The 25312-nt window shown below is 43.8% G+C and carries 34 protein-coding genes; 24 read left to right on the top strand and 10 right to left on the bottom strand.

The window, feature by feature from the left end:
* The first annotated feature begins 74 nt into the window (after positions 1 to 74).
* From LPQ35_RS06990 to LPQ35_RS06965, 6 genes are all read left to right on the top strand, one after another.
* Complete coding sequence (locus tag LPQ35_RS06990; RefSeq protein WP_193808154.1) at positions 75 to 1292, top strand: restriction endonuclease subunit S; 1218 nt, start codon at positions 75 to 77, stop codon at positions 1290 to 1292.
* Positions 1282 to 3021 carry a GmrSD restriction endonuclease domain-containing protein gene (locus LPQ35_RS06985; protein WP_193808153.1) on the top strand — a complete coding sequence of 580 codons (1740 nt, stop codon included), beginning with the start codon at positions 1282 to 1284 and terminating at the stop codon, positions 3019 to 3021. Before LPQ35_RS06990 ends, LPQ35_RS06985 begins: the two co-directional genes overlap by 11 nt.
* 13 nt (positions 3022 to 3034) lie before the next feature.
* Positions 3035 to 6181, top strand: coding sequence for an HsdR family type I site-specific deoxyribonuclease (locus tag LPQ35_RS06980; protein ID WP_193808152.1), 3147 nt, complete (start codon positions 3035 to 3037; stop codon positions 6179 to 6181).
* Positions 6165 to 6854, top strand: coding sequence for a YgjP-like metallopeptidase domain-containing protein (locus tag LPQ35_RS06975; protein WP_193808151.1), 690 nt, complete (start codon positions 6165 to 6167; stop codon positions 6852 to 6854). The genes LPQ35_RS06980 and LPQ35_RS06975 overlap by 17 nt, the downstream gene beginning before the upstream one ends.
* Before the next feature lie 119 nt (positions 6855 to 6973).
* Positions 6974 to 7249, top strand: coding sequence for an AbrB/MazE/SpoVT family DNA-binding domain-containing protein (locus tag LPQ35_RS06970; RefSeq protein ID WP_193808150.1), 276 nt, complete (start codon positions 6974 to 6976; stop codon positions 7247 to 7249).
* Positions 7246 to 7482, top strand: coding sequence for a hypothetical protein (locus LPQ35_RS06965; protein ID WP_193808149.1), 237 nt, complete (start codon positions 7246 to 7248; stop codon positions 7480 to 7482). The genes LPQ35_RS06970 and LPQ35_RS06965 overlap by 4 nt, the downstream gene beginning before the upstream one ends.
* Positions 7483 to 7563: 81 nt before the next feature.
* On the opposite strand, the gene hepT is transcribed toward LPQ35_RS06965, so the two are convergent.
* From hepT to LPQ35_RS06950, 3 genes are read right to left on the bottom strand one after another with little or no spacing between them, the layout of a single operon-like run.
* Positions 7564 to 7959 (bottom strand): type VII toxin-antitoxin system HepT family RNase toxin, encoded by a 396-nt coding sequence (gene hepT / locus LPQ35_RS06960; protein WP_193808148.1) that lies wholly within the window; start codon positions 7957 to 7959, stop codon positions 7564 to 7566.
* Complete coding sequence (locus tag LPQ35_RS06955) at positions 7956 to 8150, bottom strand: hypothetical protein (RefSeq protein ID WP_346297601.1); 195 nt, start codon at positions 8148 to 8150, stop codon at positions 7956 to 7958. Before LPQ35_RS06955 ends, hepT begins: the two co-directional genes overlap by 4 nt.
* A gap of 16 nt (positions 8151 to 8166) precedes the next feature.
* On the bottom strand, positions 8167 to 8328 hold the full coding sequence (locus LPQ35_RS06950) for a nucleotidyltransferase domain-containing protein (protein ID WP_346297600.1): 162 nt from the start codon (positions 8326 to 8328) through the stop codon (positions 8167 to 8169).
* 440 nt (positions 8329 to 8768) lie between these two features.
* Between LPQ35_RS06950 and LPQ35_RS06945 the strand changes: the two genes are divergently transcribed.
* The 13 genes from LPQ35_RS06945 (at position 8769) to LPQ35_RS06885 (ending at position 14377) form a co-directional block, all read left to right on the top strand.
* Complete coding sequence (locus tag LPQ35_RS06945; RefSeq protein WP_346297599.1) at positions 8769 to 9299, top strand: nucleotidyltransferase domain-containing protein; 531 nt, start codon at positions 8769 to 8771, stop codon at positions 9297 to 9299.
* A 5-nt stretch (positions 9300 to 9304) separates the two neighbouring features.
* Positions 9305 to 9535, top strand: coding sequence for a hypothetical protein (locus LPQ35_RS06940; protein ID WP_193808146.1), 231 nt, complete (start codon positions 9305 to 9307; stop codon positions 9533 to 9535).
* 82 nt (positions 9536 to 9617) lie between these two features.
* A complete protein-coding gene (locus LPQ35_RS06935; protein ID WP_203219023.1) occupies positions 9618 to 10646 on the top strand; it encodes a restriction endonuclease in 1029 nt (342 codons plus the stop codon).
* 328 nt (positions 10647 to 10974) lie between these two features.
* Positions 10975 to 11175, top strand: a complete 201-nt coding sequence (locus tag LPQ35_RS06930; protein WP_193808145.1) for a hypothetical protein — start codon at positions 10975 to 10977, stop codon at positions 11173 to 11175.
* Between the two features lie 98 nt (positions 11176 to 11273).
* Positions 11274 to 11471, top strand: a complete 198-nt coding sequence (locus LPQ35_RS06925; protein ID WP_193808144.1) for a PIN domain-containing protein — start codon at positions 11274 to 11276, stop codon at positions 11469 to 11471.
* Between the two features lie 8 nt (positions 11472 to 11479).
* Positions 11480 to 11614, top strand: a complete 135-nt coding sequence (locus LPQ35_RS06920; RefSeq protein WP_346297598.1) for a hypothetical protein — start codon at positions 11480 to 11482, stop codon at positions 11612 to 11614.
* Positions 11593 to 11757: a hypothetical protein gene (locus LPQ35_RS06915; RefSeq protein ID WP_346297723.1), complete on the top strand. Its 165-nt coding sequence runs from the start codon at positions 11593 to 11595 to the stop codon at positions 11755 to 11757. The genes LPQ35_RS06920 and LPQ35_RS06915 overlap by 22 nt, the downstream gene beginning before the upstream one ends.
* A gap of 27 nt (positions 11758 to 11784) precedes the next feature.
* Positions 11785 to 12228 carry an EVE domain-containing protein gene (locus tag LPQ35_RS06910; RefSeq protein ID WP_193808143.1) on the top strand — a complete coding sequence of 148 codons (444 nt, stop codon included), beginning with the start codon at positions 11785 to 11787 and terminating at the stop codon, positions 12226 to 12228.
* Between the two features lie 171 nt (positions 12229 to 12399).
* Positions 12400 to 12636, top strand: a complete 237-nt coding sequence (locus LPQ35_RS06905) for a DUF2283 domain-containing protein (protein WP_193808142.1) — start codon at positions 12400 to 12402, stop codon at positions 12634 to 12636.
* The gene (locus LPQ35_RS06900) at positions 12633 to 12827 is read left to right on the top strand and encodes a type II toxin-antitoxin system HicB family antitoxin (protein WP_346297597.1); all 195 of its coding nucleotides are present in this window, start codon (positions 12633 to 12635) and stop codon (positions 12825 to 12827) included. The genes LPQ35_RS06905 and LPQ35_RS06900 overlap by 4 nt, the downstream gene beginning before the upstream one ends.
* Positions 12828 to 12937: 110 nt before the next feature.
* Positions 12938 to 13108, top strand: a complete 171-nt coding sequence (locus tag LPQ35_RS06895; RefSeq protein ID WP_193808141.1) for a hypothetical protein — start codon at positions 12938 to 12940, stop codon at positions 13106 to 13108.
* 15 nt (positions 13109 to 13123) lie between these two features.
* The gene (locus LPQ35_RS06890) at positions 13124 to 13552 is read left to right on the top strand and encodes a DUF365 domain-containing protein (protein WP_346297596.1); all 429 of its coding nucleotides are present in this window, start codon (positions 13124 to 13126) and stop codon (positions 13550 to 13552) included.
* Between the two features lie 6 nt (positions 13553 to 13558).
* Complete coding sequence (locus LPQ35_RS06885) at positions 13559 to 14377, top strand: hypothetical protein (protein ID WP_193808139.1); 819 nt, start codon at positions 13559 to 13561, stop codon at positions 14375 to 14377.
* Here LPQ35_RS06885 and LPQ35_RS06880 read toward each other — a convergent pair.
* The 4 genes from LPQ35_RS06880 to LPQ35_RS06865 all read right to left on the bottom strand — a co-directional run bounded on the left by LPQ35_RS06880 (position 14374) and on the right by LPQ35_RS06865 (position 17501).
* Entirely contained in the window at positions 14374 to 15846 is a 1473-nt protein-coding gene (locus LPQ35_RS06880; RefSeq protein WP_193808138.1) for a sodium:solute symporter family transporter, read from the bottom strand. The two genes, LPQ35_RS06885 and LPQ35_RS06880, sit on opposite strands and share 4 nt — an antisense overlap.
* The gene (locus LPQ35_RS06875) at positions 15839 to 16255 is read right to left on the bottom strand and encodes a hypothetical protein (protein ID WP_193808137.1); all 417 of its coding nucleotides are present in this window, start codon (positions 16253 to 16255) and stop codon (positions 15839 to 15841) included. The genes LPQ35_RS06880 and LPQ35_RS06875 overlap by 8 nt, the downstream gene beginning before the upstream one ends.
* Before the next feature lie 149 nt (positions 16256 to 16404).
* A complete protein-coding gene (locus tag LPQ35_RS06870; protein WP_193808136.1) occupies positions 16405 to 17103 on the bottom strand; it encodes a helix-turn-helix domain-containing protein in 699 nt (232 codons plus the stop codon).
* 83 nt (positions 17104 to 17186) lie between these two features.
* Positions 17187 to 17501: a hypothetical protein gene (locus LPQ35_RS06865; RefSeq protein ID WP_193808135.1), complete on the bottom strand. Its 315-nt coding sequence runs from the start codon at positions 17499 to 17501 to the stop codon at positions 17187 to 17189.
* A gap of 146 nt (positions 17502 to 17647) precedes the next feature.
* On the opposite strand from LPQ35_RS06865, the gene LPQ35_RS06860 reads away from it, so the two are divergent.
* Both LPQ35_RS06860 and LPQ35_RS06855 read left to right on the top strand, forming a co-directional pair.
* A complete protein-coding gene (locus LPQ35_RS06860) occupies positions 17648 to 18145 on the top strand; it encodes a hypothetical protein (protein ID WP_193808134.1) in 498 nt (165 codons plus the stop codon).
* A 20-nt stretch (positions 18146 to 18165) separates the two neighbouring features.
* Positions 18166 to 18366: a hypothetical protein gene (locus LPQ35_RS06855; RefSeq protein ID WP_193808133.1), complete on the top strand. Its 201-nt coding sequence runs from the start codon at positions 18166 to 18168 to the stop codon at positions 18364 to 18366.
* A gap of 3 nt (positions 18367 to 18369) precedes the next feature.
* Here the strand turns inward: LPQ35_RS06855 and LPQ35_RS06850 are convergent, their stop codons facing one another.
* Entirely contained in the window at positions 18370 to 19182 is an 813-nt protein-coding gene (locus tag LPQ35_RS06850; RefSeq protein ID WP_193808132.1) for an EamA family transporter, read from the bottom strand.
* A 103-nt stretch (positions 19183 to 19285) separates the two neighbouring features.
* On the opposite strand from LPQ35_RS06850, the gene LPQ35_RS06845 reads away from it, so the two are divergent.
* Positions 19286 to 19597 carry a hypothetical protein gene (locus LPQ35_RS06845; RefSeq protein WP_193808131.1) on the top strand — a complete coding sequence of 104 codons (312 nt, stop codon included), beginning with the start codon at positions 19286 to 19288 and terminating at the stop codon, positions 19595 to 19597.
* Here LPQ35_RS06845 and LPQ35_RS06840 read toward each other — a convergent pair.
* Both LPQ35_RS06840 and LPQ35_RS06835 read right to left on the bottom strand, forming a co-directional pair.
* Positions 19583 to 21613: an acetate--CoA ligase family protein gene (locus LPQ35_RS06840; protein WP_193808130.1), complete on the bottom strand. Its 2031-nt coding sequence runs from the start codon at positions 21611 to 21613 to the stop codon at positions 19583 to 19585. The two genes, LPQ35_RS06845 and LPQ35_RS06840, sit on opposite strands and share 15 nt — an antisense overlap.
* 12 nt (positions 21614 to 21625) lie before the next feature.
* Positions 21626 to 22123, bottom strand: coding sequence for an HTH domain-containing protein (locus tag LPQ35_RS06835; protein WP_193808129.1), 498 nt, complete (start codon positions 22121 to 22123; stop codon positions 21626 to 21628).
* Positions 22124 to 22209: 86 nt separating this feature from the next.
* On the opposite strand from LPQ35_RS06835, the gene LPQ35_RS06830 reads away from it, so the two are divergent.
* Positions 22210 to 24147, top strand: coding sequence for a 3-hydroxyacyl-CoA dehydrogenase NAD-binding domain-containing protein (locus tag LPQ35_RS06830; RefSeq protein WP_193808128.1), 1938 nt, complete (start codon positions 22210 to 22212; stop codon positions 24145 to 24147).
* Positions 24147 to 25283, top strand: a complete 1137-nt coding sequence (locus LPQ35_RS06825) for an acyl-CoA dehydrogenase family protein (RefSeq protein ID WP_193808127.1) — start codon at positions 24147 to 24149, stop codon at positions 25281 to 25283. Before LPQ35_RS06830 ends, LPQ35_RS06825 begins: the two co-directional genes overlap by 1 nt.
* Positions 25284 to 25312 lie beyond the last annotated feature (29 nt).

Here is a 25312-nt window from a genome sequence, read left to right as displayed (position 1 = left end):
GAGCAGAAAGAGCATGAAAGGGGCACTAAAAGGGCAAAAGAAACTTCAAATGGAGGGACGGAATAAAGATGATGATGGCTGAGGATGTGAGAGTGCCTGAAGGGTGGAAAAAGGCAAGTCTTGGAGAGATTGCGGATATTAATATGGGTCAATCTCCGCCTTCTAATGTAATCAACGAAATAGGGATTGGTACTCCTTTTTTACAGGGAAATGCTGAATTTACTAATAAATATCCTGCTCCAAGAAAATGGGTTATAAAACCATCAAAATTGTCGAAAAAGGGAGATATTCTGATTAGTGTCAGAGCACCAGTAGGTGAAGTCAATAAAGCAGATAGAGTATATTGTATTGGAAGAGGATTGGCTGCAATATCTTTTAAATCAGTCGATGAGGAGTTTGGCTGGTTTGGGTTGATTTACTGGAAACATCTTTTAGAGGATTTATCACAAGGTAGTACCTTTGAAGCAATCAGTAAAGACGACTTGAGGAATCTTTTATTGTTAGTCCCAACATCTCTTCAAGAACAGCGCAAAATCGCCGAAATCTTAAGCACGGTGGACAGCGCCATAGAAAAGACCGACAGAATCATCGAGAAATACAAACGCATAAAGCAGGGCCTGATGCAGGAGTTGCTGACCAGGGGCATAGACGAGAACGGGCAGATAAGGAGCGAGGAGACGCACAGGTTCAGGGACTCACCGCTGGGCAGGATTCCGGAGGAGTGGGAGGTTGTGGAGTTGGGAGAAGTTTTTGATTTTTACGCTGGTGGGGATATAGACAAATTAAATTTTTCGCCAGATAAAACCAATATTTTTAAATATCCAATATTTTCTAACACTTTAGAAAATAAAGGATTATATGGATATAGTGATACTTATACATATCCAGAAAATTCTATTACGATTACCGCAAGAGGGGCTTTAGGAGTAGCTATACCAAGATTTGAAAAATTCAATGCTATTATCAGGTTGTTAGTTCTTGTGCCAAAGTATGAGGTGGATGTGAGGTTTATTTCAGAATATATAAACGGATTTGTAAAATTTTATGTAGAGGAAACAGGGATTCCGCAGTTAACAGTACCAAAAGCATCAAGACATTTAATCCCCCTTCCCCCACTCCCAGAACAACAACGCATCGCCTCCATTCTCTCACAGATAGATAAAGCTATAGAAAAGGAACAGGCTTATAAAGAAAAACTTGAAAGAATAAAAAGGGGATTGATGGAGGATTTGCTTACCGGGAAGGTTAGAGTCAATCATTTGATTGAGGAGGTTGGACAAAATGGAAACTAACATCGTTTTTAATCCTAAAACTTATCATCTTGTCAATTTAATAAATGATATAGAGACAGGGGAAATAGCACTCCCCGATCTTCAAAGACCTTTTGTATGGAATACTACAAAAGTAAGGGACCTGATAGACTCACTTTATAAAGGACTGCCTGTTGGTTTAATCATACTATGGGAAATTTTAGAACCAAATAAATACAGGAAAATAAACCTCAACAATAAAAGGGAGCCAAGGTTTCTTGTAATTGATGGGCAACAAAGGCTAACGTCTCTTTATTCTATCATAAAAGATAAAAAAATTATATCCAAGAATGTGAAAGAAGTTAAGCTGAAGATAGCTTTTAATCCTATTGAAGAGAAGTTTGAGGTCTGGAATGTGGCAATAGAGAAAGATCATAGGTGGATACCGGATATAAGCCACATCTTTAAAACAGAATCCACATATTCGTTTATTCGGGGATATCTGGAAAAGTTTTCAGGAGAGGATGAAGTACACGAAATAAATGAAAATGAAATAGCCAGCAGAATTGAAAAAGTTAGAAATATTATAAATTATCCGTTTTCTGTCTTGGAGCTATCAACTGACCTGGACCCTGAAGAAGTTTCCGAGATATTTGTAAGAATAAACAGTAAGGGAGAATCACTGACTCAATCTGATTTTATCCTCACATTAATGTCAGTCTATTGGTCTGAAGGACGAGAACTACTTGAGAACTTTTGCAAGGCTTCCCATAAAGAATCTTCTGATGGAAAACCAAGCCCTTACAACCTGATAAGAATAACTCCAACCCCGGAGAATCTGATAAGAACCATAGTGGCATACTCTTTCTTGAGAGGAAAATTGAAGTATGCCTATTTAATATTAAAAGGAAGAGATTTAGAGAACAAAGTAACCTTGGAGGAGATAAGAGAAAAGAATTTCCAAAAATTCAAGGAAGGTCAGGAGAAGGCTTTAGATTTAACAAACTGGCACGATTATATCAAAATCATTCACAGTATAGGGTTTGTTAATGAAAAGCTAATAAGCTCTAAAGTTGCTTTTTACGTAACATATGCGTTCTACCTCCTGGGCAAATATGAATTTAACATTGATTTCAGAGATCTTGAATCGCTTATCAGGAAATGGTTTGTGTTCTCGCAAATAACACAGAGATACACAGGAACGCCGGAATCGGTAATTGAGGATGACTTGAGCAGATTATCCTCCTCCAATTTCGAAAGTTTTGTAAATCAAACAATCAACACTTATCTGACGGATGATTTCTGGAATATTTTATTGCCTCGAAGATTGGAGACCTCTTCAACGGTGAATTATGCTTTCTCAGTATACACTGCGGCCTTAGTATTCTCCGATGTAAATGTCATGTTTTCAAATATCAAACTTAAGGATTACTTAAACCCATTAATAAAACAAAAGAAGAAAGTAATTGATTTACACCACATCTTCCCTAAAGCCTTTCTAAAAAGAGAAGGGATCACCTCACGAAAAGTTATAAACCAAGTCGCAAACCTTGCATATCTTGAATACAAGGACAATATAAAAATTGGAGACAAATCTCCAAGAGAATACTGGACTGAACTTCTAAAGGAGTTGTCAGAAGATGAGATAAGAATCTTTTTATCTAAGTATGACCTTCCAGAAAACTTTTGGGAAATGAACTACTATGAATTCCTTGAAGAAAGAAGAAAACTAATGTCATTAAAAATAAGAGACTACTTTAATAAGCTATAGCTGGGTGTCAAAGATGTTCCGCAAGCTTGACGAGGAACACTATGTTGAAAATCCCTTCCTCGCCCAGCTCCAGCGGCTGGGCTGGGAAATTTACAGACAGAATAAAGACGATCCAGAGGACGTAAAAGAGATTGTCAGATTTAAGTCAGGCTACGAGCCTGAATACGGTAAAAGCGTAAAATTCAGGGAGAGTTTTAGAGAGGTGATCCTTGAAGGAGTCTTAAAAGACTCAATAAAGAGAATAAACCCCTGGATTGAGGAAGATCAGATAAGCGAAGTGGTGAGGAGGATAACGACACCATCTGCCAGCTCACTTCTGGATGCCAACAGGGAAATCCACGATCTCCTACTCGAAAACACTTCAGTATCTGAGAACAGAAAAACGGGAGAGAGAAGCCCCACTGTGAGGTTCATAGACTTCAAGAACCCTGAAAACAACTCATTTATTGCCGTGTCTCAGTTCAAGGTAAACGTCCCGGGAACTGAAAAGCACATCATACCCGATATTGTCCTGTTTGTAAACGGTCTGCCCCTGGTTGTTGTCGAATGCAAATCCCCAACAGTAGCGGATCCAGTAAACGAGGCAATAACCCAGCTTATGAGGTATTCCAACAGAAGAGGAGTAAAAGAGGGTAATGAAAAGCTCTTCTGGTACAACCTTTTCATGGTGGCAACCTCGAATCAGGTGGCAAAATACGGGACAATTACATCAGATTATGAACACTTCGTCGAGTGGAAAGACCCATACCCCTACAGCCTGTCAGACATAGGAAGCGAGATAGTGACGAGCCAGCAGGTGCTGATCCAGGGAATGCTTTCAAGGGAGAATTTGCTCGAGATCCTTCATAACTTCACCCTATTCAAGGGGGACTCAAAGGGTGGAATTATAAAGATAGTCCCGAGATATCAGCAGTTCAGGGCGGTAAAGAAGATTGTAAAGAGAATCAAAGAAGGAAAAACTCCGGAAGAGAGAGGAGGAATTGTCTGGCACACTCAGGGGTCCGGCAAATCCCTAACGATGATCTACACTGTAAGGGCAATGTACCACGATCCCGAGCTGAGCAAATTCAAAATAGTTTTTGTCACCGACAGAAAAGATTTGGAGAAACAGCTGAGAGAGACTTCAAAAAGCGTTGGCTACACCGTAAATCTTGCGGATAGCATAAACAAACTAAAAGAACTGCTGAGAACGGACACGCCAGACCTCATTATGGCAATGATCCACAAGTTCCAGGAAAGAGAGTTGAAAAAAGAATTTCCTGTTCTCAACACTTCACCAAACATTCTTGTGATGATTGACGAAGCACACCGAACTCAATACAAGCTTCTTGGTGCCAATTTAAGAAGAGCTTTACCAAATGCTACGAAAATAGCCTTTACTGGCACTCCGATAGAGAAGACCGAGAAAACCTTCGGGGATTACATTGACAGATACAGCATAAGACAGGCGGTTGAGGATGGAGTAACTGTGGAGATCGTTTACGAGGGCAGGGTTCACAGTGCGGAACTTTCTGATGAGGAGGCAGCGAACGCTAAATTCGAGGATGTCTTCTCGATGCTGGATGCCGAGCAGAAGCAAAAGATTATGGGCAGATACACCTGGCGAGCCTATCTTGAGGATGAGAATGTCATCAGGGACAAGGCAAAGGACATGATCGAACACTATGTGAAGCACGTTTTTCCAAACAGATTCAAGGCCCAGGTTGTTGCGGTTTCAAGACTCGCAGCTATAAGGTATAAAAAAGCCCTTGAAGATGCATTGAAGGCGAAAATAGAAGAACTCGAAAAAAATGGATATCCTGAAGAAGATTTGGAGCTGCTCAAAAAACTGGAAGTTGCTGCAGTCATATCTCCAGCTCAAAATGATCCCCCTGAATATCGCAAGTATACTGACTCAAAGGAACATGAGAGAGTTATTAAGAGCTTTAAACTCCCATTTGACCAGACTGACGATAGCGGAATCAGTGGAAATGTCGGCATAATCGTCGTCAATAACATGCTCATAACCGGATTTGATGCTCCGCTTGAGCAGGTAATGTATCTTGACAATGTAATCAAAGAACACAACCTTTTGCAGGCGATTGCGAGAGTTAACAGAGTCTACAAAAATAAGAGCTGTGGTTATGTTGTCGATTATGTTGGAGTGCTTAAGCATCTGAGAGAGGCGCTCGCAGTTTACGCTGATGAAGACATAGAAGAAATAAGCCAAGTTGTCGTTAATAAAGCCAAAAGCATTGATGAGCTAAAATTCTGGCATACCCAGCTCAACAATTTCTTTAAAAAATTCGGTGTGAACAACTGGAGAGAAAATATTGACGAGTGCATAGACATCCTCGTGGATGAAGAGGTCAGAGACGAATTTATAACGCTTGTGAGGAGATTTAACAGAGCGGTAGACAAAGTACTGCCTGATCCGGAAGCTCTAAAATACGTTACAGACCTGAAAATTGTAAATTTCATTAAAGAATCCGCCAGAAACAGATATAGGGACGATAAACTTAGCATAAGGGATGCAAGTCGGAAAATAAGAGAAATTGTTGAAGAGTATCTTATTTCCAGAGGTGTTGATCCAAAAATTCCCCCTACACCTCTTTTCTCAGAAGATTTTATCCGAAAAGTCAAGAAGAACAAGTCGCCGAAGGCGAGAGCAGAAGAGCTCAGATATGCAATTATAGAACATATCGAAAAACACTACGAAGAAGATCCCGAATTTTACGAGAGATTTTCAGATAGATTGAAAAGAATACTCGAAGAATACAAAGAAAACTGGGAATTGCTCGCCATCGAACTTGAAAAACTCAGAGAGAAAATGAAGAAAGGCAGGGAGGGTGAAGAGACTTTCGGATTTGATCCCAAAAAGGAGATGCCCTTCTTTGGACTTCTGAAACAGGAGATATTTGGAAAAGTACCCATCGAGAGTCTCGAAAAAGAAAAAATAGAATTTCTCGTTGAAATGACAAGAGATATAGTTGAAATAATCCGGAAAGAGACAAAATCAGTGGATTTCTGGGAAAATTATACGAAGCAGAAGACATTAAAATCATACATAATCTCACATCTGCTACTTCCAAAATCAAAGGAGATAAGACTGCTATTCAAAAAAAGGAACAAGATTGCTCAAAAGCTCCTGGAGCTGGCATATCATGTATACGGAGAATAAAGCAGACATTTTAATTGATGAACTGATTAAAACGAGAAGAAAGACCATTTCCTTACAGATAACTGATGAAGGTAAGTTAATAGTGAGGGCACCGGTTAACGCGAGCGATGAGGCTATATGGAATACCATATTGAAACACAGAGATTGGATTGAAAGAAAAAGAAAAGAGATTCTTTCAAGAGATCCGAAAGCATCAAAAAAAGAGTTCGTAAATGGGGAGGGGTTCCTCTATTTGGGGAAGTACTACAAATTGAGAATCGTTGAAGGACAAAAAGAACCCCTTAAACTCGATAACGAGTTTTTGCTTTCAAAGGAATACCTTCCAATCGCAAAGGAAGTGTTTGTTAACTGGTATAGAGAGAAAGCATACGAAAAAATAACAGAAAGAGTGGAATGGTACGCAAAAATTCGAGGCTTTGATTACAACAAGGTAAATATAACCAATGCACAAAAAAGATGGGCATCATGTTCCCACAAACGGAATTTGAACTTTTCTTGGAGGCTAATCATGGCACCGTTGCCTGTCATAGACTATGTCGTTGTTCATGAGTTGGTACACCTAGAAGAGAAAAATCATAGCAAAACCTTCTGGAATAAAGTAAAAATGTTAATGCCGAATTATGAAAAACACAAGGAATGGCTTAAGAAAAATGGTCATCTGCTCAGACTGTAACACTCTGTCAAAAATCCCCACGCTCCAACATGGCTAGGCGCTATGAAGGTAACAAAATTATTATCTATTCAAAAACTAGAGCAATCAAGCTTAAACTCGAAAATGAACTGTGCAGCAACATGAATAGAATTGCTAAGGTTGACGTAATTCAGGAGGGTGATGGTTTGCCTATAAAAATATCCACAAAAGGGCAGGTGGTGCTTCCAGCTAAAATCAGAAAAAAGTACAATATTGAGGCTGGAAAAGAGGTTGAGATACTGGACTTCGGAGGTGAAATAGTTATCGTGCCCGTTCCGGAAACAAGAGGAAGAGGTCTCGTGAAGTTCAGGAGAAGGCCTGACGAGATACTTGCCGAATACAAAGAAGAGGAGAAGAAAAGGGAGATGGAAAGATGAATTATATTCTCGATGCCTTTGCAGTTTTACACACCTTAGTGACTGAAAAAGGTGCAGACAAAGTGGAAGAACTCCTCGACAAGGCTGAAATTGGGGGAATAAAGCTCAGTTTGAGAGAGTTTATTCCGATATTCTGTGGATACGGCGATTCCGATTTAATGAGCTCGACTGTTTTTTCAAGTCAGACAGAAAAGAAATCTGAAAAGCTGGAATGCGGGACATGGTTTCAATAAGGTCAGTGAAGACTGCATCGAAGTGGTTCTCAGTAACCCGGTGGCTGATGACAGCAAAACATACGTGAATTCCAAATGCATTCACTCCCAGCTGGCCTCTGTCTTTATTCTACTGACAAAGCCAGAACATTTCTCAAGCAGATTCACCATCTCGAGCAGTTCGCTTTCTGAAATCCTGTAGTACTCGTGAGCTATGAGGTTTCGAAGAAATATCAGCCGTTTGAAGGTTCTTAGTTCATCCTCGCTTATGTATCCTTCCTTTTCAAGAATTTCGAAAAGCTCTCTGTAGGTTGAGGGAAATCCCAGTTTCTTCTTTGCAACTATGTACTGTGCTAAATCCATAAGGGTGTTTGCGGCCTGAAAGCATTCCATCGCTAGAGTGTTGTAAATGAAGTAATCCTTCACGTCCTTTGACTTGAGGTTTACCGCACCTTTGAGGTGTCTCTCAAAACGCAGTATGTATTCTGCAAGCCTCATCCAAGCACCTCTGAGGATATTCGCCTGTACATGGGCAGTGTGTCGAGATATTCCCTCATAACCCTGAATCTTATTTCTGCGAGCTTCTCCTCGTCCCTGACAAAAAGCTCTCTCCCGTGTCTGAAGACCTCGAATTTGATGTGTAACGGCAGGCGGTGAAACAGGACGATGTCAATTTCCTGAGTTGCCATGCTGCCTATGTCTGCTTCACTTTCTGGAGTTGGATTTTCGAGGATTTACTGCAATGTCAACATCTGATAGTGGGGTCTGATCCCCCTTTGCCTGAGAACCGAATAGGTAGATTGCGATTACATCGGGATGAGTTTTAATGGTCTCAATGATTTCCGGGAGTATTCGATTCAGTTCCATGTTGTTTTGATTGTGATGAAAGTTAAAATTCTTTGCTTCCCCACATCATGAATGCATCAATTACATCTTCTCCCCTGGAGCTTTAAAGGCATTCAATTGATTTCACTGTATCTCTCTCGATCTTTTTCCGCCCTGCTGGCTTGCTGACTCCAACAACCCCAATATCGCGAGCTTTTTCACTTACAGGGAAGCCGAAATGCCTGTGCTCCTGATTTATAAACCCTCATTCTGTTATCCTTTCATTTTCTTAGAGCGTTTGAATGACGTCTTCAGGCCAACACATCTATTCCCGGTTGTAGTCAGACATAATCAGAACTTCTCTAATTTTTTGAGGCTCCATGAGGGCATTTTTTTGAAGTTGTTTTTCTCCAGACAACTCCCTGCATGAAATCCGGATAAAATATTCAGTTCACAAACCATGAACTACAAGTTCACATATCATGAACATATGGAAAATTCTCTCCAGCAAAGAGAGGGTGGAAACCCTAGAATTCATTCTGGAAAGAGAAGTGGTTGGGGTTGAGGAGGTTGCAACGTCTCTGAAAAGAAGCAAGGGTTTTGTTTCACAGTTTCTCAGGTTGCTTGAAATGGAAGGAGTCCTGAAAAGGCAGAAGAGGAAATACGTGGTTCTTCATGAAGCTCCTGAAGTAAGGGCGATCAAAATTATGCTCAACATAACAAAACTGCAAACATCACTTGTCAAACACCGAAGAGAATGGATGGTAAGCCTTGGAGTTTACGGAAGTTATTCAAAGGGAACAAACAGGGAGGATAGCGACATTGATATCTGGATTCGAGTGGAGAAGCATCCGGGAGAGAAGGAGATTGCAAGGGTTGAAAAAGACCTTGCGAAAGAGATTGGAAAACCCGTTCATTTACTCATACTGACTCCTGAAAAAATTGCCAGAATTAAAGAGAATGATCCAATCTTTTACTGTGAGCTTGTGAATTCCCTTTGTTATATGGGGTGAAGGAGTTGGACTTTGAGGATTGTGTGAGAAAAAGATTGTTGAGGAGAGTAACTCCATCTGCCGATAAGGCCAGACAGAGCATGAAGAGAGCTGAGCAGAGATGCAAATTGGTGGATACCGTTCTAAATCTTCCACCTGAAGAAGTCTTTTCTGGGCATGGAAACTCTCATCCACGAAGAATGGGGCTTATGATTTTAGAGTGCTTTATGGGTTGGTATAGTAAACATCGCACATAACTGGCCGATTTCTATGAATTTTAAGTTCTGTTAAAAACAAACCAAATAAAATTTTAAAAATAGAATATTTTATAGACTTCCTATGGGGTTTAAATTGTTTTTTTGGGGAGATGACAACTCTGAAAAAGGTAGTGATGAAATCCAGAAATTGCTAAAAGACGATAGAGCATACAAATACATATCTAACTTGATAAAAGAGGCTGAAAAATGGGTAAACAAATATCGGCAATTTCCAACTTTCGATATATTAGATGATTACATAGACTATGATGACATCGAAAAAGTGAGCTACATTCTCAACAACAGATACGGATACAAACTTTCTGGTGAAGATCTTGAAGAATACTTAGTGCAGGAATTGGAAAAGATAGGATATGAAAAATTCAAGGAGTGGATAAAACTCAAAAATCCGAGAGATGAAAACGAAATAATTAGGTTATTTCTCCAATATGATGAAAATATTGCAGATGAGATTGATTTTGCCATTTCTGATGTTGATACACAAATAAATGCACAGTATTTGAAAGAGATTATTGGAGAAAGTCTGAAGTATCTCACAAGAGTTCTACAGGAATACAATATCCAATTGGAAGAAAGACAGATATATGCCAAGATTGTAGAAATTATTGAAAACATGCGATTACAAAGGTATGAGAGCGAGCTTGAGTCCAATTCAATGAACAAAATAAGCGAGAATGATGCGTCAAAAAATGCTCTGCCAATATGTTGGGTAGAACTAACCAAAATGAGTGGGCACGACTTCGAAACGCTGATTGGAAGCATATTTGCGAGTTTGGGATTTGACGTTGAAAAAACAAAACATACAGGAGATCAGGGAGCTGATTTAATAATTTCCAAAGGCGGTTTGAAAATAGCTGTTCAAGTGAAAAGATATAGTGAAAAAAGAAAAGTCGGTAACAAGGCAGTTCAGGAGATTGTTGCTGCAATAAAATATTATGGTACCGATAAAGGGATGATCATTACAACCAGCAATTACACTAAACCCGCAATTGAGCTTGCCAGAGCAAATGGAATAAAATTAATTGGTGGGCAGGAGCTAAAAAAGGTTGTAGATAGTCTGAACTCAATATACAATATACTTTTATCTTAAATTTTTAAATTTTAAGGAATTCTTAAGCTTTTAATATTTGCTTACTTTATCTACTCTCAATTAATATTATACTCCTTTCAGTGATTCTTTTTTTCAGCTTCCTGATTTCCTGAAGTTCTTCCTCAGAAACTTTTTTCCACGGATATCATAAGCTCTTTGAGTTTTTTCCCGTATCTTCCATATTTCGCTGTAGATCTCTTGCAGGAGTGCTTTGTTTATAATTCCACCTGTATTCACTCAGCCTTAGGAAGATGAAAATTTGCTTCGATTCAGATTTTAAGTCAAATAATTTTTAAGGTTAAAAGCTTATGTTAAACAGGCGCTGGAAATGGGTGAGATAACAATTAAGGCGAGGATACCAAGGGAGCTTGAAGGCTCTGAAAAAGAAATCGAGAAAATTCTGAGAAGGAAGGTAGAAGATACGATAAAAAGACTTGAAACTCTGAAAAAAACCAAAGGTGTGCTCAAAACAGAAAAATCTTGGCATGAGCTTGAGGCTGAAATATATGAAGGTATTTTTGGACAGTAACATCTTCATAGAGCATTTTGAAGGAAACAAGAAGGCAAGCAGCCTGCTGGAAAGAAGTTTGTAGAGCTGATATACCCAGCTTTAAAGCTTTGAACTTTTTGGAGATCAATAGAGAGGTCGTGAGCATTTCAAATGATTTCGTCCAAAAATACGGGTTGCTCCCAAATGATGCTCTAATTTTGGCAGCCTGCAAGCACTACGAACTGGATGCACTGGCGAGTCTCGATACTGATTACGAAGAAGCCTGCAGGAATGAGGGCATTACATTCATCTCAGATGTTGAAAATCTGAGATAGGTGATCCGATGAGACTGCTGATTGAAGAATTCATCCCGGTAGAGGAGATTAGCGAGGAGGCAATAAAGGGGAAGTCCGGAAGGGCTCCTACCTTTGAACTCCATTACTTGAAAGGGAGTGGATTGATCTGTTTGACAGACTGAGGGAAACGAGGCATGTAGATCAGTACGATGTATCTTACTTCGCAACCAGGGAAGAAGCAAAATCTGCTCTCAGCATAGCATTTGAGTTTGTTGAAAGAATGGAGAAACTCCTGAATGAATCTCAGGCAAGGTTTATCTATTAATCTCGAAAATAATATGATGGTGATAACATGACCTGCTGGCTCTGCATAACCAACGAAGATAACTGGAAAGTTATCAGGCAGAAAAACATCTGGGGCGTTCCTGAGAGGCACAAAAACACCATAGCCAAGGTAAAACCGGGAGATAAGCTGCTCATCTACCTGAAACAGGAGAAAAATAAAGACGAAATCAAAGAACCGAGAATTGTAGCTGTTTATGAAGCTGTTTCCGAAGTTTTCAAAGATTCGAACAGGATTTTCAAGTCTCCAAAAGGCATGGGAAATGAAACTTTCCCTCTGAGAATCAAGCTCAAACCGGTAAAAATCTTCGATAAGCCTGTTGAATTCAAACCCCTGATTCCAAAGCTGAGGTTCATCACCAACAAGAAAAAGTGGAGCGGGCACCTGATGGGCAAGGCGATGAGGGAGATTCCAGGGGAGGATTACGAGCTAATCGTGAGTGTGGCAAAATGATAGGAATAGCAGTTATCCAAAACGGCAAGTATCTGGTTACAGATTACAGGGAACTTGAGAACGATGGTTTCGCTCGTGCGAAGCACGGCGTGCCATCGCGAAAAGCGATGTACATATAATTACGGCTTTCATAACTAAGAAAGTGGATAAATTGATGAGGAGAGGTGCAGTATGGCAGAAGAAGTGAAAAAGATTGTTGACGCAATACCAGTGCTTCTGGAATTTCCTACAGGAAGATTCCATGTGGATTATGATAGAGAAGCCGATGTTCTGTATATCAGTTTTGAAAGACTTCAGAAAGCCACAGATACTGAAGTTACTGATGAAGGTATTCTGCTGAGATTCAGAGATGATAAGCTCGTGGGCATAACCATCCTCAATGCGAGCAGGTTCAAAGTGAAGGTATGAGCACGCACGAATATACGATTGGGATATTCTACAGCGAGGAGGATGAGGGTTACATCGCTGTAGTTCCCGAGCTGCCGGGCTGCTCTGCCTTTGGCGAGACTGAGGAGGAGGCTTTGAGGGAGATCAAGACTGCCATTGAGTTATGGATCGAAGCTGCAAAGAAGGAAGGCAGGAGATGCCAAAGCCTATGAGTAAGGAGCTGCTAAAGGCTGAAAAAAACGGGATTCATAAAGAATGTTTGAAAGAAGGAATAACGCTCTATGCCAAAAGTTATGAAAGATTGACTTGATATGGATAATACATGAACACAGGTGAAGCAAAAAAGGTTCTCGAAATTCTTGCCAGAGCGGACGGTGGCTGCGAGTTCTGTGCGAGGGAACTCTTCCACATCTTCATCCACGAATTCCCGGAGTTTTCGGACATGGCCAAAGCCATCTTCAGAGAGAAATTTAATAAAGACCTTGAGGAATAAAAATGGGGTGAGAGCATGGAGAAAATTGTGGGCGTAACCTACCCAATTCCTAAGCGGTTCATGGACCGCTTTTTCAGGGATGGTAAGGACGTGTTTGTTAAACCTGCAACCGTGTGGAAGCAGCTCAAACCGGGAATGAAGTTCGTTTTTTATCAATCCCACGAGGATACGGGGTTTGTTGGTGAGGCTAAAATCAAAATGATTCTCCTGCAGGAAGATCCGATGAAGTTCTTCGAGATTTATGGGGATAGAATTTTTCTGACGAGGAAGGAGCTCAAAGAGTATCTGAAGTCCCAGGAAAGGTGGAGATCCGGATGGAAAAGCAGAGGTAAAGAAAAGAAAAAGCTCTGGATGGCTATAGAGCTTGAAGACATTAAGAAATACGATAAGCCGGTAAAGCCGAAGAGGTTTGTGCCTGTTGGGGGGCAGTATCTGAGAGAATGAATCGCCATGAGGTACAGGGAGATCATTCCTGACGCTTTTATACTTCTGCTTCCAGCTCTTGCGTGTCTGGCAGTATTTTACCTGCCCGACGGAGTCAAAGTCGTACTGACACTAAACACGGAGAATTACTCCATTTTATCAATTTACACCACGAATTTCGTTCACTACGAGTGGGAACATCTCGCCGGAAATCTTGCCCACTATTTGGCATTTGGGTTCACCTCACTGCTGCTCTACAGCCACCTCGGTTACGGAAGGGTTTTCAGATTCTCGCTGCCCCTGATTCTCGTGCTGGTTCCCGTCATCTCTTCAGTCTATTCTCTGTGGGCTGTAAAGAGTTATGGCGGTAGTGGAAGCATTTACGGGTTTTCTGATGTTGCTGGGGCTGTGATTGGTATGTTCGGATACGGTGGCGCTCTGTTGATTTCCATCGATAAGACTGATATCCCCTATTCTTACCTGTTCCTCATGCTGGTCACACTGTATTACTTTGTCTCAACATACCTGGGGCTGCTGAACGCATTCTCCGCGGGACTGTTGCTCATTGCCATGCTGCCATTTTACGTGATTGCAGCCAGGCATGCTGGAAACAGAGAGGGGAAAAAGAGAATTGCAGCAGGATTCGGACTGGCAATGGTTTATCTCTTCTTCCTCAGCTCCATGTTCCCCGAAAATTTGGCATCAAATGGAAAGGTCGTGAATATTCTGGGCCATTTGATGGGCGTGGTTCTCGGCATCATGATTCCGTTCCTGCTTGTAACAGCATCAGATAGATTTGCCGGGATGCGTGGTCGCTCAGCCATCCTGAAAAAAAATAGAAATTAGGCCTCAATTGCGGCCCTGATGTCCGGATCGAGGTCATCCTCAGCAGCACCCTTCGTGAAGAGAGACACAGCAATCATGACCAGCAGTGCCACAATTATGCTCACACCGTAGCTTGGCATGGCATACGGAAGCTTCATTCCGAGGACCTTCTCGTAGAACAGGAAGCCTATGTTCAGCAGAAGCGCCACCGAAAGACTCGCTATCGCTCCTTCTCTCGTTGCCCTCTTCCAGTTCAGGCCAACTGCCAGAAGTGGCAGTGTTGCAGAGGCGAAGTATCCCCAGCCTAAAGCGCCAAGTATGGCCACCAGGTACTTTCCGTAATACCCCAGGACAACCGCAAATACCGAGAGAAGCACGGTTACAACCCTTCCCCACCACATCTGCTTTGAAATATCAAGCTCCTTTCCAAAAGCCATGGGAAGGTCTCGGACGATTGCTGCCGTGCCGATTGCAATGAAGCCGCTTGCCGTGGACATTATCGCTGCAAGAAGACCGGCGTAAACCAGCGCACTCATCCACGTTGGTAGCTGTCCGAGAAATGCTATGGCAGCCTGATCCGGTTTCTGAAGAGCCGGAATTTGTCCGCCGATCACAAGCCAGAGAGCAGCATAGCCGACAAATATCCAGAGAAGGCTGGAGAGCATGTAGCTGCCACCGCTGATCAGCGCCCCCCATTTCAGGTCCCTGTGACTTTTCAGGGCATAAAACTTGGTTGCAAGATGCGGCTGGCCAAGTCCGCCGAGTGCAAAGACAAAGAACCACATCAAAACGAGGACCCAGGTTCCCCTTCCGAGGGGGTCGATCAGGGTGGGATCCTTCTGACCGATCGTCGTGAAAAGACCTTCAGTCCCGCCGGTCATCGTCAGGGCAAATATCAGCACACCGATGGCCGCAACGACCATTATCAATCCCTGGAAGAAGTCTGTGAGAATGCTGGCTGCCATCCCCGCCACTGCCGTGTAGACCATGGTTATTCCGAAGATGATTATGATGGCCGTTTCGAGGTTAACGCCAAGGAGGCCGGAAACAACATAACCTCCTGCCATGACCTGTGTCCCGAGGTATGCTATAACTCCGAGAACCAGACCGATTGCCAGCAAACCCCTGACCGCATCGCTCTTGAACCTTGCCGCTGCAAGGTCGGGCAGTGTTGCAATCGTTCGAGTTTCAGCTATCAGCCTCACTCTCTTGCCTATAATGAACCACCCGAGTCCAAAGCTCACCGGGGCGGCGAGAGTTATCCAGAGAGATGTGGCTCCAAGAGCGTAAACAAGCCCCGGCCCGCCAACGAAACCAAAACCACTCATTATGGACGCGAAGGCAGCTATGGACGTTACGAAAGCTCCGAACAGTTTGCTCGCACCGAAGTAGTGTTCCGCTGTCTTCACCCGCTTAACAGCATAAACCCCTATAGCGAATGTCAGCACAAAGTAACCAATAACAACGGCAACTGTAACCGGATCACTCATTTCCCTCGCCTCCTGAACCTTTAACCTTCATCTTAAACTCGTTCCAGGTTTCCTCACTGAGAATCCACCTGTCAAACAGCAGAGCATAGCTGAGCGTTCCCGGAATGAACAGCAGCAACCACATCAGCGGGAACAGCACGAAGAACCCGGGATGCATCCCTGCAATGGTGAACTCCGGAAACTTACCTCTGAATTCGGCCCAGTATTTGAATATCAGGGTAATGCAAATTCCCCAGAAGATGAACAGCGTTATTCCAAGTGGCAGTGCTGGCCCGAATTCATTCTCCCTCATCGCACCTATCACAAGCCACAGTGACAGACTCAATCCGACGAGATATCCAAGGAGCTGCCATGAGTTTGCAAACGCAGCTACCAGAATCAGCAGCATCACTGCTCCATTAAAAACCATAAGCCTACCCCTCAAAGCGATTTCTACCACCTCCAGGGTTCAGTTAAAATTGACATGATTTAAAATGTGAAGTTAACATGTTCACAGAATACCGGGCTTTGAAATCCCGGCAAACTGGCCATACAGTTCACAAAACCGGCTAAATCGCTTCACTCATGCCTGATGGAGATAATCCTTTCTATGTGAGATAGAACCTTCTTTTCGGCCCGCCTTATGTTCTTGGAGATTCCTGCCTTGGATATTCCGAATTCCCTGGCAAGTTTCGTTATGTTGATTTTTCGGGGGTCTTCGTAAAACCCGTGGCGAATTGCAGCTTTGAGGATTGACTTCTCCGTCAGAGTCAGTTCATCGATCGCCCTCATGAGGTCCGCCAGAACCGACGAATAGCTTATGATCCTCGAAAAGTCCTCAACAGTTATCCGATTCTGATTCCGGATAACAAACTGATTGTTCTCCTCGAGGTCTCTCAAAGCGTTTTCAACATCATCCTTTGTGTCAAAGCCAACCTGCCAGAGTTCACTACCATTTCTTACGTGGAACGGTCCAACTATGTACCCCCGGTTTTTTCTTATGGCCTTCATTGCATCGGTGTAATCTATTTCAACTCTCACAGAGGCTTTGTTTCTTTCCTTCGAGAGAAAATCGAGTCTGTGAAACTTTGGCTGAGTCTGAAGTGCCTGAATGGCATTTTGAAGCTCATCAGAATCTTTTGAAATTATGTATCCACGAATGATGAAGGATGAGGGTGAAAAATCCCAGTAGGTCCCGAAGTAAAAAACGTCCAGGTCATCGGACGTGTTTACGAACGGACAGTCGTACTGCAGCATATCTATTGTCAGGACATACATTCAATCGGTTATTATTTTTAATGATATATTAAGTTTTGGCCAGAATAGACAGGACGGCATCGATGTTAGTAGATGGTGAAAAGTCAAAAAGTACCCCTCATTATCCTGCCCAGATCGACCACCAGACACCTGCTCAGCCTTTCGTATTTCTGCTCAAGCACGCCTCTCAGCCTTCCTCCAGTAAACTGCCCGAGGAAAAAGGACGCAACAAAAAGTGGTACGTGGGTGAGCGATACGCCTGCGAAGAGTCTTGTCAGGAAAACAAGTGGCACGGGAGAATGGACAGCCAGAAACCACTCCTTAGAGAGCTTTCTCGTGACCCTTCTCCAGTAACCGAACGGGAGGTTTACTGTGAAAGTCACGGCTAGAGCAACGGCCTCAATGACCCAGCTAACCATACCGATACTATGCGCCGCACCTTGTAAATCTTTCGCATCGCCATCCAGAATTGAGCCCGTAAACTGAACAGAAAAATGCCTGAAAGTCAAGTTTGAATTCCAGAATCCATGGGAGAATTTTTAAGCCATTCAAGCAAACCCCTCGCATGGTCGAACTGCGCAGAACATACCTGTTGGGAGTGCTGCTTATAATAATCGGCATTTTTATCGCAGCCCATGGGTACTTGGGGCTTCAAAGCCAGAATGATTTCAGGGTTGTCAACATCGTGAAAGGCGAGGACGCAATCAGAATGACAAAATCAATCCATCTCGGCAATTTCAGCATTGTAAACGCTGCAATTCTTGATCTCGAAGGCAAGGGACAGATAAGGGTCTGGGTGGCATGGACTAACAGCAAAGAAGAAGCCAGAAATCTGACAGAAAAAATGGCCGAGAAGGTCCACCTGTACTTTTCAGAACCAGAAATAGTTAAAATCGGAGATATAAAGGCATACAGAACGTACAAGGGTAGTGAAACCCATTACTTCTTCAGCTACGAAGACATGGTGATATGGATTCAGTTCGAAAATCCCGATAAGGGCTACCACATGCAGGTAATCGAGTCCCTGATCCTGAAAAATGGTCTGGAAAGATATTTAAATTAAACTCTGTTAAAAGATCAATCATGCCAATGGAAATTGAGGGCTCAAAGGCATTGCGGTGCGATAACTGCGGGAAACTGATAACAGGAAAACCGCTGTCATTCAAAACCTGCTGCGTGAACAAGCCCAGAAATTTCTGCAGCAAGCAGTGTTTCATGAAGTGGAGAAGCGAATGGCTCAGAAACCAGGAACAGATAAAAAGGACCGGAAATGTAATTTTTTAACTTCTACCCCATTGTGAGGTAAATTCCCACCAGTATTATCAGCAGATACAGATAGGCCAGAGGTGTTAGCACCTGGCCAAGAAAAACAGCCGCCAGCAGTGCCGATCCCGCCACTTCTCCCAGCACGCTCCCCGTTACAACGACAACCTTCATCCGTCTTATGAGGTAGTTCAGAATCGTGTGTCCGAAACTCATGGGGATTATCGCCAGGAGAACAAAATAGGAAAACGTTTCTGTCGAATAATCAGTTAGACTTACTCCTAAAATAAAGGCCGCCAGGCCTGAGAAGACGGCCGCCATGATGTACGTGGAGACGACATAATCGTGGAAGCTGACGGACTGAGAGAATCGTGCAAGGGAAAAATACAGTCCGCCGGATATTGCTCCAATGAAGGCAAGAACTATGCCAGCAGGTTCTGCATACGTGTCCGCCCCGCTGAGAAGGAAGATTCCCACCAGTGCCACAAAAATGCCGGCAACTTCACGCAATCTGAACTTCTCTCCCGCAAACGATGCAAAAATCCCTGAAAATATGGAGTGTGTGCACACGATAGCTGTGCTGAGAGCAACAGATGCACGAAAAAGCGATTCTATCCATGAAACCATGTGGAGAGCAAGAGCAAGCCCGGCAATGGCAGAATACCTGAGCACATCTTTTCTGAAGCCAAACGTTCTGTAATATGTTCCCATCACAATTCCCGAGATCAGAAACCTCCAGAAACTCGCAGCTATTCCGGGAGCATTTGCGAGGACTGCAAATATGGAGGCTGTTGAGACTGCAAGGACACCCGCAAAAAGCAGGACGTAGTGCAGCATCTGGAGGTGTTGAATTGTCCAGAATAAAAGTTTTCTCACCCCTGGAATGAAAACCGTCACAAAACCCAGTAAGCCTTTTTTAAAACCCATTCCTTGAAAAGCTGTGAAATGTCTGATAGTCAGGGAGAGGCTGCACAGCTATGCAAAAGAGCTTGAAAGGGGAGATGACTGGAACATACCATTCATATCAATAGAACTGAAGTCCAGCAGCCCTGAAACCTACTTTACGTGGTGCAGCGAGATGGACAGGCTTGAGATCAGCTCGGTGAGGGGTGAAGCGGGCGATGAGCTTGTTGAATTTGCAGTGACAAGTAAAGAAAGCTCAGTCAGGATTCTGTTTAACGGAGACCTGGCAAAAGCCATCTCTGAATTAATAAAAAATGTCAAAGAAATGAAGAAATCACTGGAGGGATGATCTCCTAAGAGCATACTGTGTAACCTTCCCGAGAACTTCTACAGCAGTGATGGCGTTTGGATACACGGGAATTCCGTTGATCTCGTATTCGTTTTTCAGCTCAAACACTATGTCTCTTCTGCCTTCGATAACAAAGTAAACCGGCTTCCCGTAGGACTTTATCCACTTGAAGTCGGGCCTGTAGTTCTCTCCAAGACCGCCAAACCCGCTGGCAAATATTGCAACGATCAGCGAGTCGACATTCTGATCAGTCATCAGAGCCTCAATCACAGTATTGTATGCGTTGTGAGAGCCATGGTACTCGACCATGGGCCAGATGTCGACAGGGTTGTTCACCTGATGCCACTCAGGGGTTACCCGCCTTATCTTTCTGACAGTCTTCTCCCCAAGCTTTGCGAGATTCAGGTTGTTCAGATACACGGTATCAGCAGCCTGGACGCATCCAGAGCCGGTGTAATGTACGACAGCCACGTTTTTACCCTTCGGCAGGGGCTGCAGGGACAGTGCTTTAGAAACGTTGAATAGTTCGTCGAAGCTGTATACTCTAACCATATTTGCCTGCTTTACAGCGGCATTGAAGATATCATCATCTCCTGTCATGGATGCTGTATGGCTGAGAGCGGCTTTTTTCCCGTACTCAGTCCTTCCGCTCTTGAAAACCACCACCGGCTTGTCTGCATTCCTTGCAACATCAAAAAAAGCCCTTCCGTTCCTCAAACCCTCTATGTACATTCCGACAACGTCCGTTTTCTCATCGGAGAGAAGGTAATTCAGAACCTCGTAGTCCTCAACGTCTGCCTTGTTCCCCATGCCGATGACCTTGCTGAAGCCTATGCTGGGATGGTTGGAGACGACCATTTCCATCATTACCCCGAGGAAAAGTCCTGTCTGGGCAATAACTCCAATCCTTCCAGCTCTGACCACGGGAAGAAGAGCAAACGTCGTTATGAACCCGTTGTCCGTGTTGAGGACTCCGGTTGTGTTTGGACCGAAGATTCTTATTCCGGCACTTCTCGCAATCTCGAGGACTTCTCTCTCAAGCTCCCTTCCCTCCTCACTCTCCTCGCTGAATCCCGAGCTTACGATCACCACACCCTTAATTCCCTTTTCAGCGCATTCCCGCATTATCCTGGGAACTATTCTCGCGGGAACACCGATTATGGCAACATCCACATTATCGGGGATATCAAGCACCGAGGGGTAGCACTTAAAGCCAAGAATCTCCTTTGCGTTTGGGTTCACGGGATAGATCTTTCCGCGGAATCCGTGCTGTTTCATGTTCCACAAAATGTTGTATCCCGGCTTTCCCACGTGCCTCGATGCGCCGATAACTGCTACGCTTTCCGGATTGAAAAGGAAGCCTATGTCCTCAAGAGAGTATGAAAAGTCTCCCCTCTTCCCGACGACCATTCTCGCATCTGCCACATAACAACCACTTTCACTGGCAAAGACCGGATTCAGGTCAAGCTCAAGGATTTCTTCATCCTCCACGAGTCTGCTCACGTTCACAAGAAGCTCGGCAATTGAGTCCACATCCGCCCTGAAACCCCTGTATCCCTCAAGCACCCTGTATCCTCTTATCTCCCTGATCATCTCCTCCGCATCTTTTCTGCTCAGTGGTGCAAGCCGGTAGGAGACATCCCTCAAAACCTCTGCAAAAATCCCTCCAAGTCCGAACATCACATAACTTCCAAAATGCTCATTCTCCCCGCCACCAACAATAAACTCGATCCCACTCAGAGTCTCCTGGACTGTTACTCCCTCCGCTCCGTCAATGGACATAAGCTTTCTGAACGCCTCCCTCACTGCCTCCTCGCTATCAATTCCAAGAATGACCCCTCCAGCATCGCTTTTGTGAACGATTTTTCTGGAGGCGACCTTCATCACGACGGGAAATCCAATTTGCCTTGCTGCCCTGACCGCCTCATCCTCACTCACACAAAAAACCGTTTTCGAGCTTTTAATACCATAATTTTCCAGAATTTCCTTTGCTTCGTGCTCAGGAATGTATTTCACACAATCACCTCCTCAGATAATACTTCTCCTGTGATCCTTGTGAGTTTTACCGCTGATGTATGCTTTAAAGTCATCAACGAGAATTCCATTTCTGTTCATCCACCTTATAAACAGATCGTTTTCTTTCATCGCTTCCTCAAGTCCCCTGAATCTGACGATCACACACAGGTCGAACTCTCCGCCAATGATCTCGAACACATTCTCCACATAATCCAGGCGCTTCAGATGCTCAATCAGCTTGACCAGGTCCTCCCTTGAATTTTTAACAGAGAGAAGAACCACAGCAATTGTGTCAAGCCCAATCTTTCTGTAATTCACCTCCCACACGCCCTTTTTCTTCTCGACTATGCAGCCCCTCTTTTCAAGCTGTTTGATCCTGTTCTGAACTGTTCTCACAGCCACATTAAGCTCTTCAGCGATTTCATCCAGCGTCTGGTTCCTCAGCAAACCTTCAAGAATTCTTCTGTTGATAGGATCCTCAATTTCCGATTTGCAGATTTCATTCTCCATTATAATTCAGTTTATCAGAACTAATATTTTATATTTTTGCATGATACCCGAAACGATTAAATAGTTCTGCAGGCAAACATTACATCATGATAGATGGTGTTAAAACCGTTCTTGTGGTTGGAGCGGGGACGATGGGGCACGGAATAGCAGAGGTGTGTGCGATTTCAGGCTACAGGGTCATTCTTGTAGATGTGAGCGAGAAAGCACTTCAGAAGGCAACTGAAAAAATAGAATGGAGCCTGAAGAAACTGGAAAAGAAGGCAAAAATCAATGCAAATGATGTTATGAGCAGGATACAGACCTCTACCAATCTTGCAGAATCTGCAAAAGAAGCAGACCTGGCCATAGAGGCGGTTGTTGAGAGGACAGACATAAAGAAGAAGATATTCAGCACCCTCGATGAAAACTGCAGGGATGAGGTAATTCTTGCAACAAACACGTCCACAATCCCGATCGGAGAGATAGCCTCAGCAACGAAAAGGCCCGATAGGGTTATTGGCCTTCACTTCTTCAACCCACCAACGCTCATAAGGTTGATTGAAATAGTAAGGGGTGATGAAAGCTCCGATGAAACCGTTGAATTCGCCAGAAAATTCTCCAAATCTATAGGAATGGACTTTGTTGTTGTGAAAGATGTCCCCGGGTTCCTGGTTAACAGAATAAACGCAAGAGTGTTCACTCAGGCCGTAAGGCTCCTTGAGTCCGGATATACTGCCGAACAGATAGATGCGTGTGTCAAATACAGGCTAGGCATGCCGATGGGCATATTTGAGGTGATTGATTTCAGCGGTGTGGACGTGCTTTACAACGTTTTGAGAGAGCTTTCAAACAGAGGATTTGACACCACGATTCCTGGTATTCTCGAAAAAATGGTCTCGGAGAACAGACTCGGAATGAAAACCGGAGAGGGATTCTACAAATATTCAGGGTTCTATGGAAGGGCTGAGATACCAAAGAGCAGGGCATACGACGTGAATCCTCTCATGATTATAGCTCCAGCAGTAAACGAGGCCTGCTGGATTATAAGAAACGGGGTTGCGAGTAAAGAAGATGTCGAGAAGGCCATGAAGCTTGGAATGGGGTACAGAAAGGGGATACTCGAAATAGCAGACATATACGGGATAGACAGAGTTGCCGAGGTTCTGAAGAAGTTTTCAATTACCCCGGATCCGCTGCTCGAGGAGATGATTGCAGAGAACAAAACAGGAAAGAAATCGGGAGAAGGGTTCTTCAGGTGGAGCCATGAGAGAAAGACTTTCGGCCCTGTTGAATACGAGAAGAGAGACACGTACGCAATCATCAGAATGAAGAGGGTTGAGAAGCTCAACGCTCTGAATGAGGAAATGTGGACCGGAATCAGGGACGCCCTGATTCACGCTGAGAGAGACAGAGAAGTTAAAGCCGTCCTGATCACCGGAGAGGGGAGAGCTTTCTCAGCTGGAGACGATATTGCAGTGATGAAATCCTGGGAGGGCATCGTCGATGGCCAGGAGTTTTTTGAAAAAGTTGCTGGACCGCTCATTTACACCCTCGTGGAATACGAGAAGCCGGTGATATCTCTTGTCAACGGTCTCGCCTTTGGAGGGGGGATGGAGCTGAACCTCCTCATGGACGTCGTTATCTCCGGCAGGAAAGCAAGGTTTGCCCTTCCTGAAGGCCTCATAGGTGCCTTCCCCCCAATAGCATCCTCAGTGGGGTTCTTCATGAACAGGGGAATTACCAGGTACTGCATCACCGGTGAAGAATTTGATGCTGAGGAGGCTTTCAGGCTCGGTCTGGTGGACATTGTTGTTGATGACGACCAGCTTGAGATTGCAGGAATCGAGCTGGCAGAGAGTATCTCCGAGGTTGCACCGCTGTCGCTCAAGGCTGTAAAGAAAATAAAGAACGCTGTTTTCCAGATCTGCAGGAATTCACTCGAGAGCGCTGTCAGAGAGCTGATAGTACTCTCAGCAACAGAAGACTTCAAAGAAGGGATGAAATCTTTCGCAGAGAAGAGGAAACCCGTATGGAGGGGGAAGTGATGAACTTTGAATTGAGCGAAGACCACAGAATGATTCAGCAGGCGGTGAGAGAGTTTGCTGAAAAGGAAATTATGCCCTACGGAAGAGAACTGGACGAGAAAGGCAAATACCCATTCCATCTTTTCAGGAAAGCTGCAAAACTCGGGTTCATCGGTATTGACCTGCCAGAGGAGTACGGCGGACAGGGGCTTGACTACACCTCAAACGTGATCATCTGCATAGAGCTTGCAAGAGCTGACAGCAATGCGGGCAGTGCCATAGCCTCATCAACCCTTGGATGTCCGATGCTCAAGTATTTCGGGAGTGAGGAACAGAAGGAGAACTATCTCACGAAGGTCCCGAAAGGGAAGAGCACGTCAGGGATAGCCATAACTGAACCTGATGCTGGAAGTGATGCGGCCAAGATTAAAACAAGGGCGGAGAGAACAGAGGGTGGATGGACAATAAACGGTAACAAGGTGTTCATAACAAACGGAAGCATCTCTGACTGGATAATCCTGCTTGCAAGAACCTCTGGAGAGGGTTACAGAGGAATATCGGCATTTGTTGTCGAAACTTCAGCGGAAGGATACGAGACGAGACCCATAAAAAAGATGGGACTTAGCTGCCACGATACTGCTGAAATAAGCCTGAAAAACGTATTCATACCTGAAAAAAATCTGGTTGGCATGGAAAACTACGGATTCTACCAGCTTATGAGGTTCTTTAACGAAAGCAGGATAATGGTCGGAGCAATACACCTCGGAATGGCAATCGGAGCATACGAAAGAGCATTGCAGTATGCGAAGGAAAGGAAGAGCTTTGGAAAACCCCTGATAGAGCATCAGGCAATAGCATTCAAGCTTGCGGATATGTACAAGGACATAGAGGCTGCAAAGCTTCTCGTCTTCAAAGCGGCATGGCTTGTTGATAACGGCAAGGCTGATCCGGCTTTAAGCTCTGCAGCGAAGTTATTTGCAAGTGAGGTTGCGATAAAGGTCACCTACGAGGCTGTGCAGATCTTTGGAGGATACGGTTTCAGCAAGGAGTATGATGTGGAACGCTATTACAGAGACGCGAGGGTTGGGACGATTTATGAGGGGACGAGCGAAATCCAGAGGCTGATAATATCGAGATCCCTGGCAGGAAAGCTGTAATGAAAATGGCGAACCAGAATGGTAACATA

This window comes from Geoglobus acetivorans (assembly GCF_039641995.1).
Classification (GTDB): domain Archaea; phylum Halobacteriota; class Archaeoglobi; order Archaeoglobales; family Archaeoglobaceae; genus Geoglobus; species Geoglobus acetivorans.
The sequence above is the reverse complement of the archived record's forward strand: the minus strand, read 5'-3'. Positions and strand labels throughout refer to the sequence as shown.

What these genes read in the sequence shown, in the direction of transcription:
- LPQ35_RS06990 (WP_193808154.1), top strand. Translation starts at nt 75, where the DNA reads ATGGCTGAGGATGTGAGAGTGCCTGAAGGGTGGAAAAAGGCAAGTCTT.
- LPQ35_RS06985 (WP_193808153.1), top strand. Translation starts at nt 1,282, where the DNA reads ATGGAAACTAACATCGTTTTTAATCCTAAAACTTATCATCTTGTCAAT.
- LPQ35_RS06980 (WP_193808152.1), top strand. Translation starts at nt 3,035, where the DNA reads ATGTTCCGCAAGCTTGACGAGGAACACTATGTTGAAAATCCCTTCCTC.
- LPQ35_RS06975 (WP_193808151.1), top strand. Translation starts at nt 6,165, where the DNA reads ATGTATACGGAGAATAAAGCAGACATTTTAATTGATGAACTGATTAAA.
- LPQ35_RS06970 (WP_193808150.1), top strand. Translation starts at nt 6,974, where the DNA reads ATGAATAGAATTGCTAAGGTTGACGTAATTCAGGAGGGTGATGGTTTG.
- LPQ35_RS06965 (WP_193808149.1), top strand. Translation starts at nt 7,246, where the DNA reads ATGAATTATATTCTCGATGCCTTTGCAGTTTTACACACCTTAGTGACT.
- hepT (WP_193808148.1), bottom strand. Translation starts at nt 7,959, where the DNA reads ATGAGGCTTGCAGAATACATACTGCGTTTTGAGAGACACCTCAAAGGT.
- LPQ35_RS06955 (WP_346297601.1), bottom strand. Translation starts at nt 8,150, where the DNA reads ATGGCAACTCAGGAAATTGACATCGTCCTGTTTCACCGCCTGCCGTTA.
- LPQ35_RS06950 (WP_346297600.1), bottom strand. Translation starts at nt 8,328, where the DNA reads ATGGAACTGAATCGAATACTCCCGGAAATCATTGAGACCATTAAAACT.
- LPQ35_RS06945 (WP_346297599.1), top strand. Translation starts at nt 8,769, where the DNA reads ATGAACATATGGAAAATTCTCTCCAGCAAAGAGAGGGTGGAAACCCTA.
- LPQ35_RS06935 (WP_203219023.1), top strand. Translation starts at nt 9,618, where the DNA reads ATGGGGTTTAAATTGTTTTTTTGGGGAGATGACAACTCTGAAAAAGGT.
- LPQ35_RS06930 (WP_193808145.1), top strand. Translation starts at nt 10,975, where the DNA reads ATGGGTGAGATAACAATTAAGGCGAGGATACCAAGGGAGCTTGAAGGC.
- LPQ35_RS06920 (WP_346297598.1), top strand. Translation starts at nt 11,480, where the DNA reads ATGAGACTGCTGATTGAAGAATTCATCCCGGTAGAGGAGATTAGCGAG.
- LPQ35_RS06910 (WP_193808143.1), top strand. Translation starts at nt 11,785, where the DNA reads ATGACCTGCTGGCTCTGCATAACCAACGAAGATAACTGGAAAGTTATC.
- LPQ35_RS06905 (WP_193808142.1), top strand. Translation starts at nt 12,400, where the DNA reads ATGGCAGAAGAAGTGAAAAAGATTGTTGACGCAATACCAGTGCTTCTG.
- LPQ35_RS06900 (WP_346297597.1), top strand. Translation starts at nt 12,633, where the DNA reads ATGAGCACGCACGAATATACGATTGGGATATTCTACAGCGAGGAGGAT.
- LPQ35_RS06895 (WP_193808141.1), top strand. Translation starts at nt 12,938, where the DNA reads ATGAACACAGGTGAAGCAAAAAAGGTTCTCGAAATTCTTGCCAGAGCG.
- LPQ35_RS06890 (WP_346297596.1), top strand. Translation starts at nt 13,124, where the DNA reads ATGGAGAAAATTGTGGGCGTAACCTACCCAATTCCTAAGCGGTTCATG.
- LPQ35_RS06885 (WP_193808139.1), top strand. Translation starts at nt 13,559, where the DNA reads ATGAGGTACAGGGAGATCATTCCTGACGCTTTTATACTTCTGCTTCCA.
- LPQ35_RS06880 (WP_193808138.1), bottom strand. Translation starts at nt 15,846, where the DNA reads ATGAGTGATCCGGTTACAGTTGCCGTTGTTATTGGTTACTTTGTGCTG.
- LPQ35_RS06875 (WP_193808137.1), bottom strand. Translation starts at nt 16,255, where the DNA reads ATGGTTTTTAATGGAGCAGTGATGCTGCTGATTCTGGTAGCTGCGTTT.
- LPQ35_RS06870 (WP_193808136.1), bottom strand. Translation starts at nt 17,103, where the DNA reads ATGTATGTCCTGACAATAGATATGCTGCAGTACGACTGTCCGTTCGTA.
- LPQ35_RS06865 (WP_193808135.1), bottom strand. Translation starts at nt 17,501, where the DNA reads ATGGTTAGCTGGGTCATTGAGGCCGTTGCTCTAGCCGTGACTTTCACA.
- LPQ35_RS06860 (WP_193808134.1), top strand. Translation starts at nt 17,648, where the DNA reads ATGGTCGAACTGCGCAGAACATACCTGTTGGGAGTGCTGCTTATAATA.
- LPQ35_RS06855 (WP_193808133.1), top strand. Translation starts at nt 18,166, where the DNA reads ATGCCAATGGAAATTGAGGGCTCAAAGGCATTGCGGTGCGATAACTGC.
- LPQ35_RS06850 (WP_193808132.1), bottom strand. Translation starts at nt 19,182, where the DNA reads ATGCTGCACTACGTCCTGCTTTTTGCGGGTGTCCTTGCAGTCTCAACA.
- LPQ35_RS06835 (WP_193808129.1), bottom strand. Translation starts at nt 22,123, where the DNA reads ATGGAGAATGAAATCTGCAAATCGGAAATTGAGGATCCTATCAACAGA.
- LPQ35_RS06830 (WP_193808128.1), top strand. Translation starts at nt 22,210, where the DNA reads ATGATAGATGGTGTTAAAACCGTTCTTGTGGTTGGAGCGGGGACGATG.
- LPQ35_RS06825 (WP_193808127.1), top strand. Translation starts at nt 24,147, where the DNA reads ATGAACTTTGAATTGAGCGAAGACCACAGAATGATTCAGCAGGCGGTG.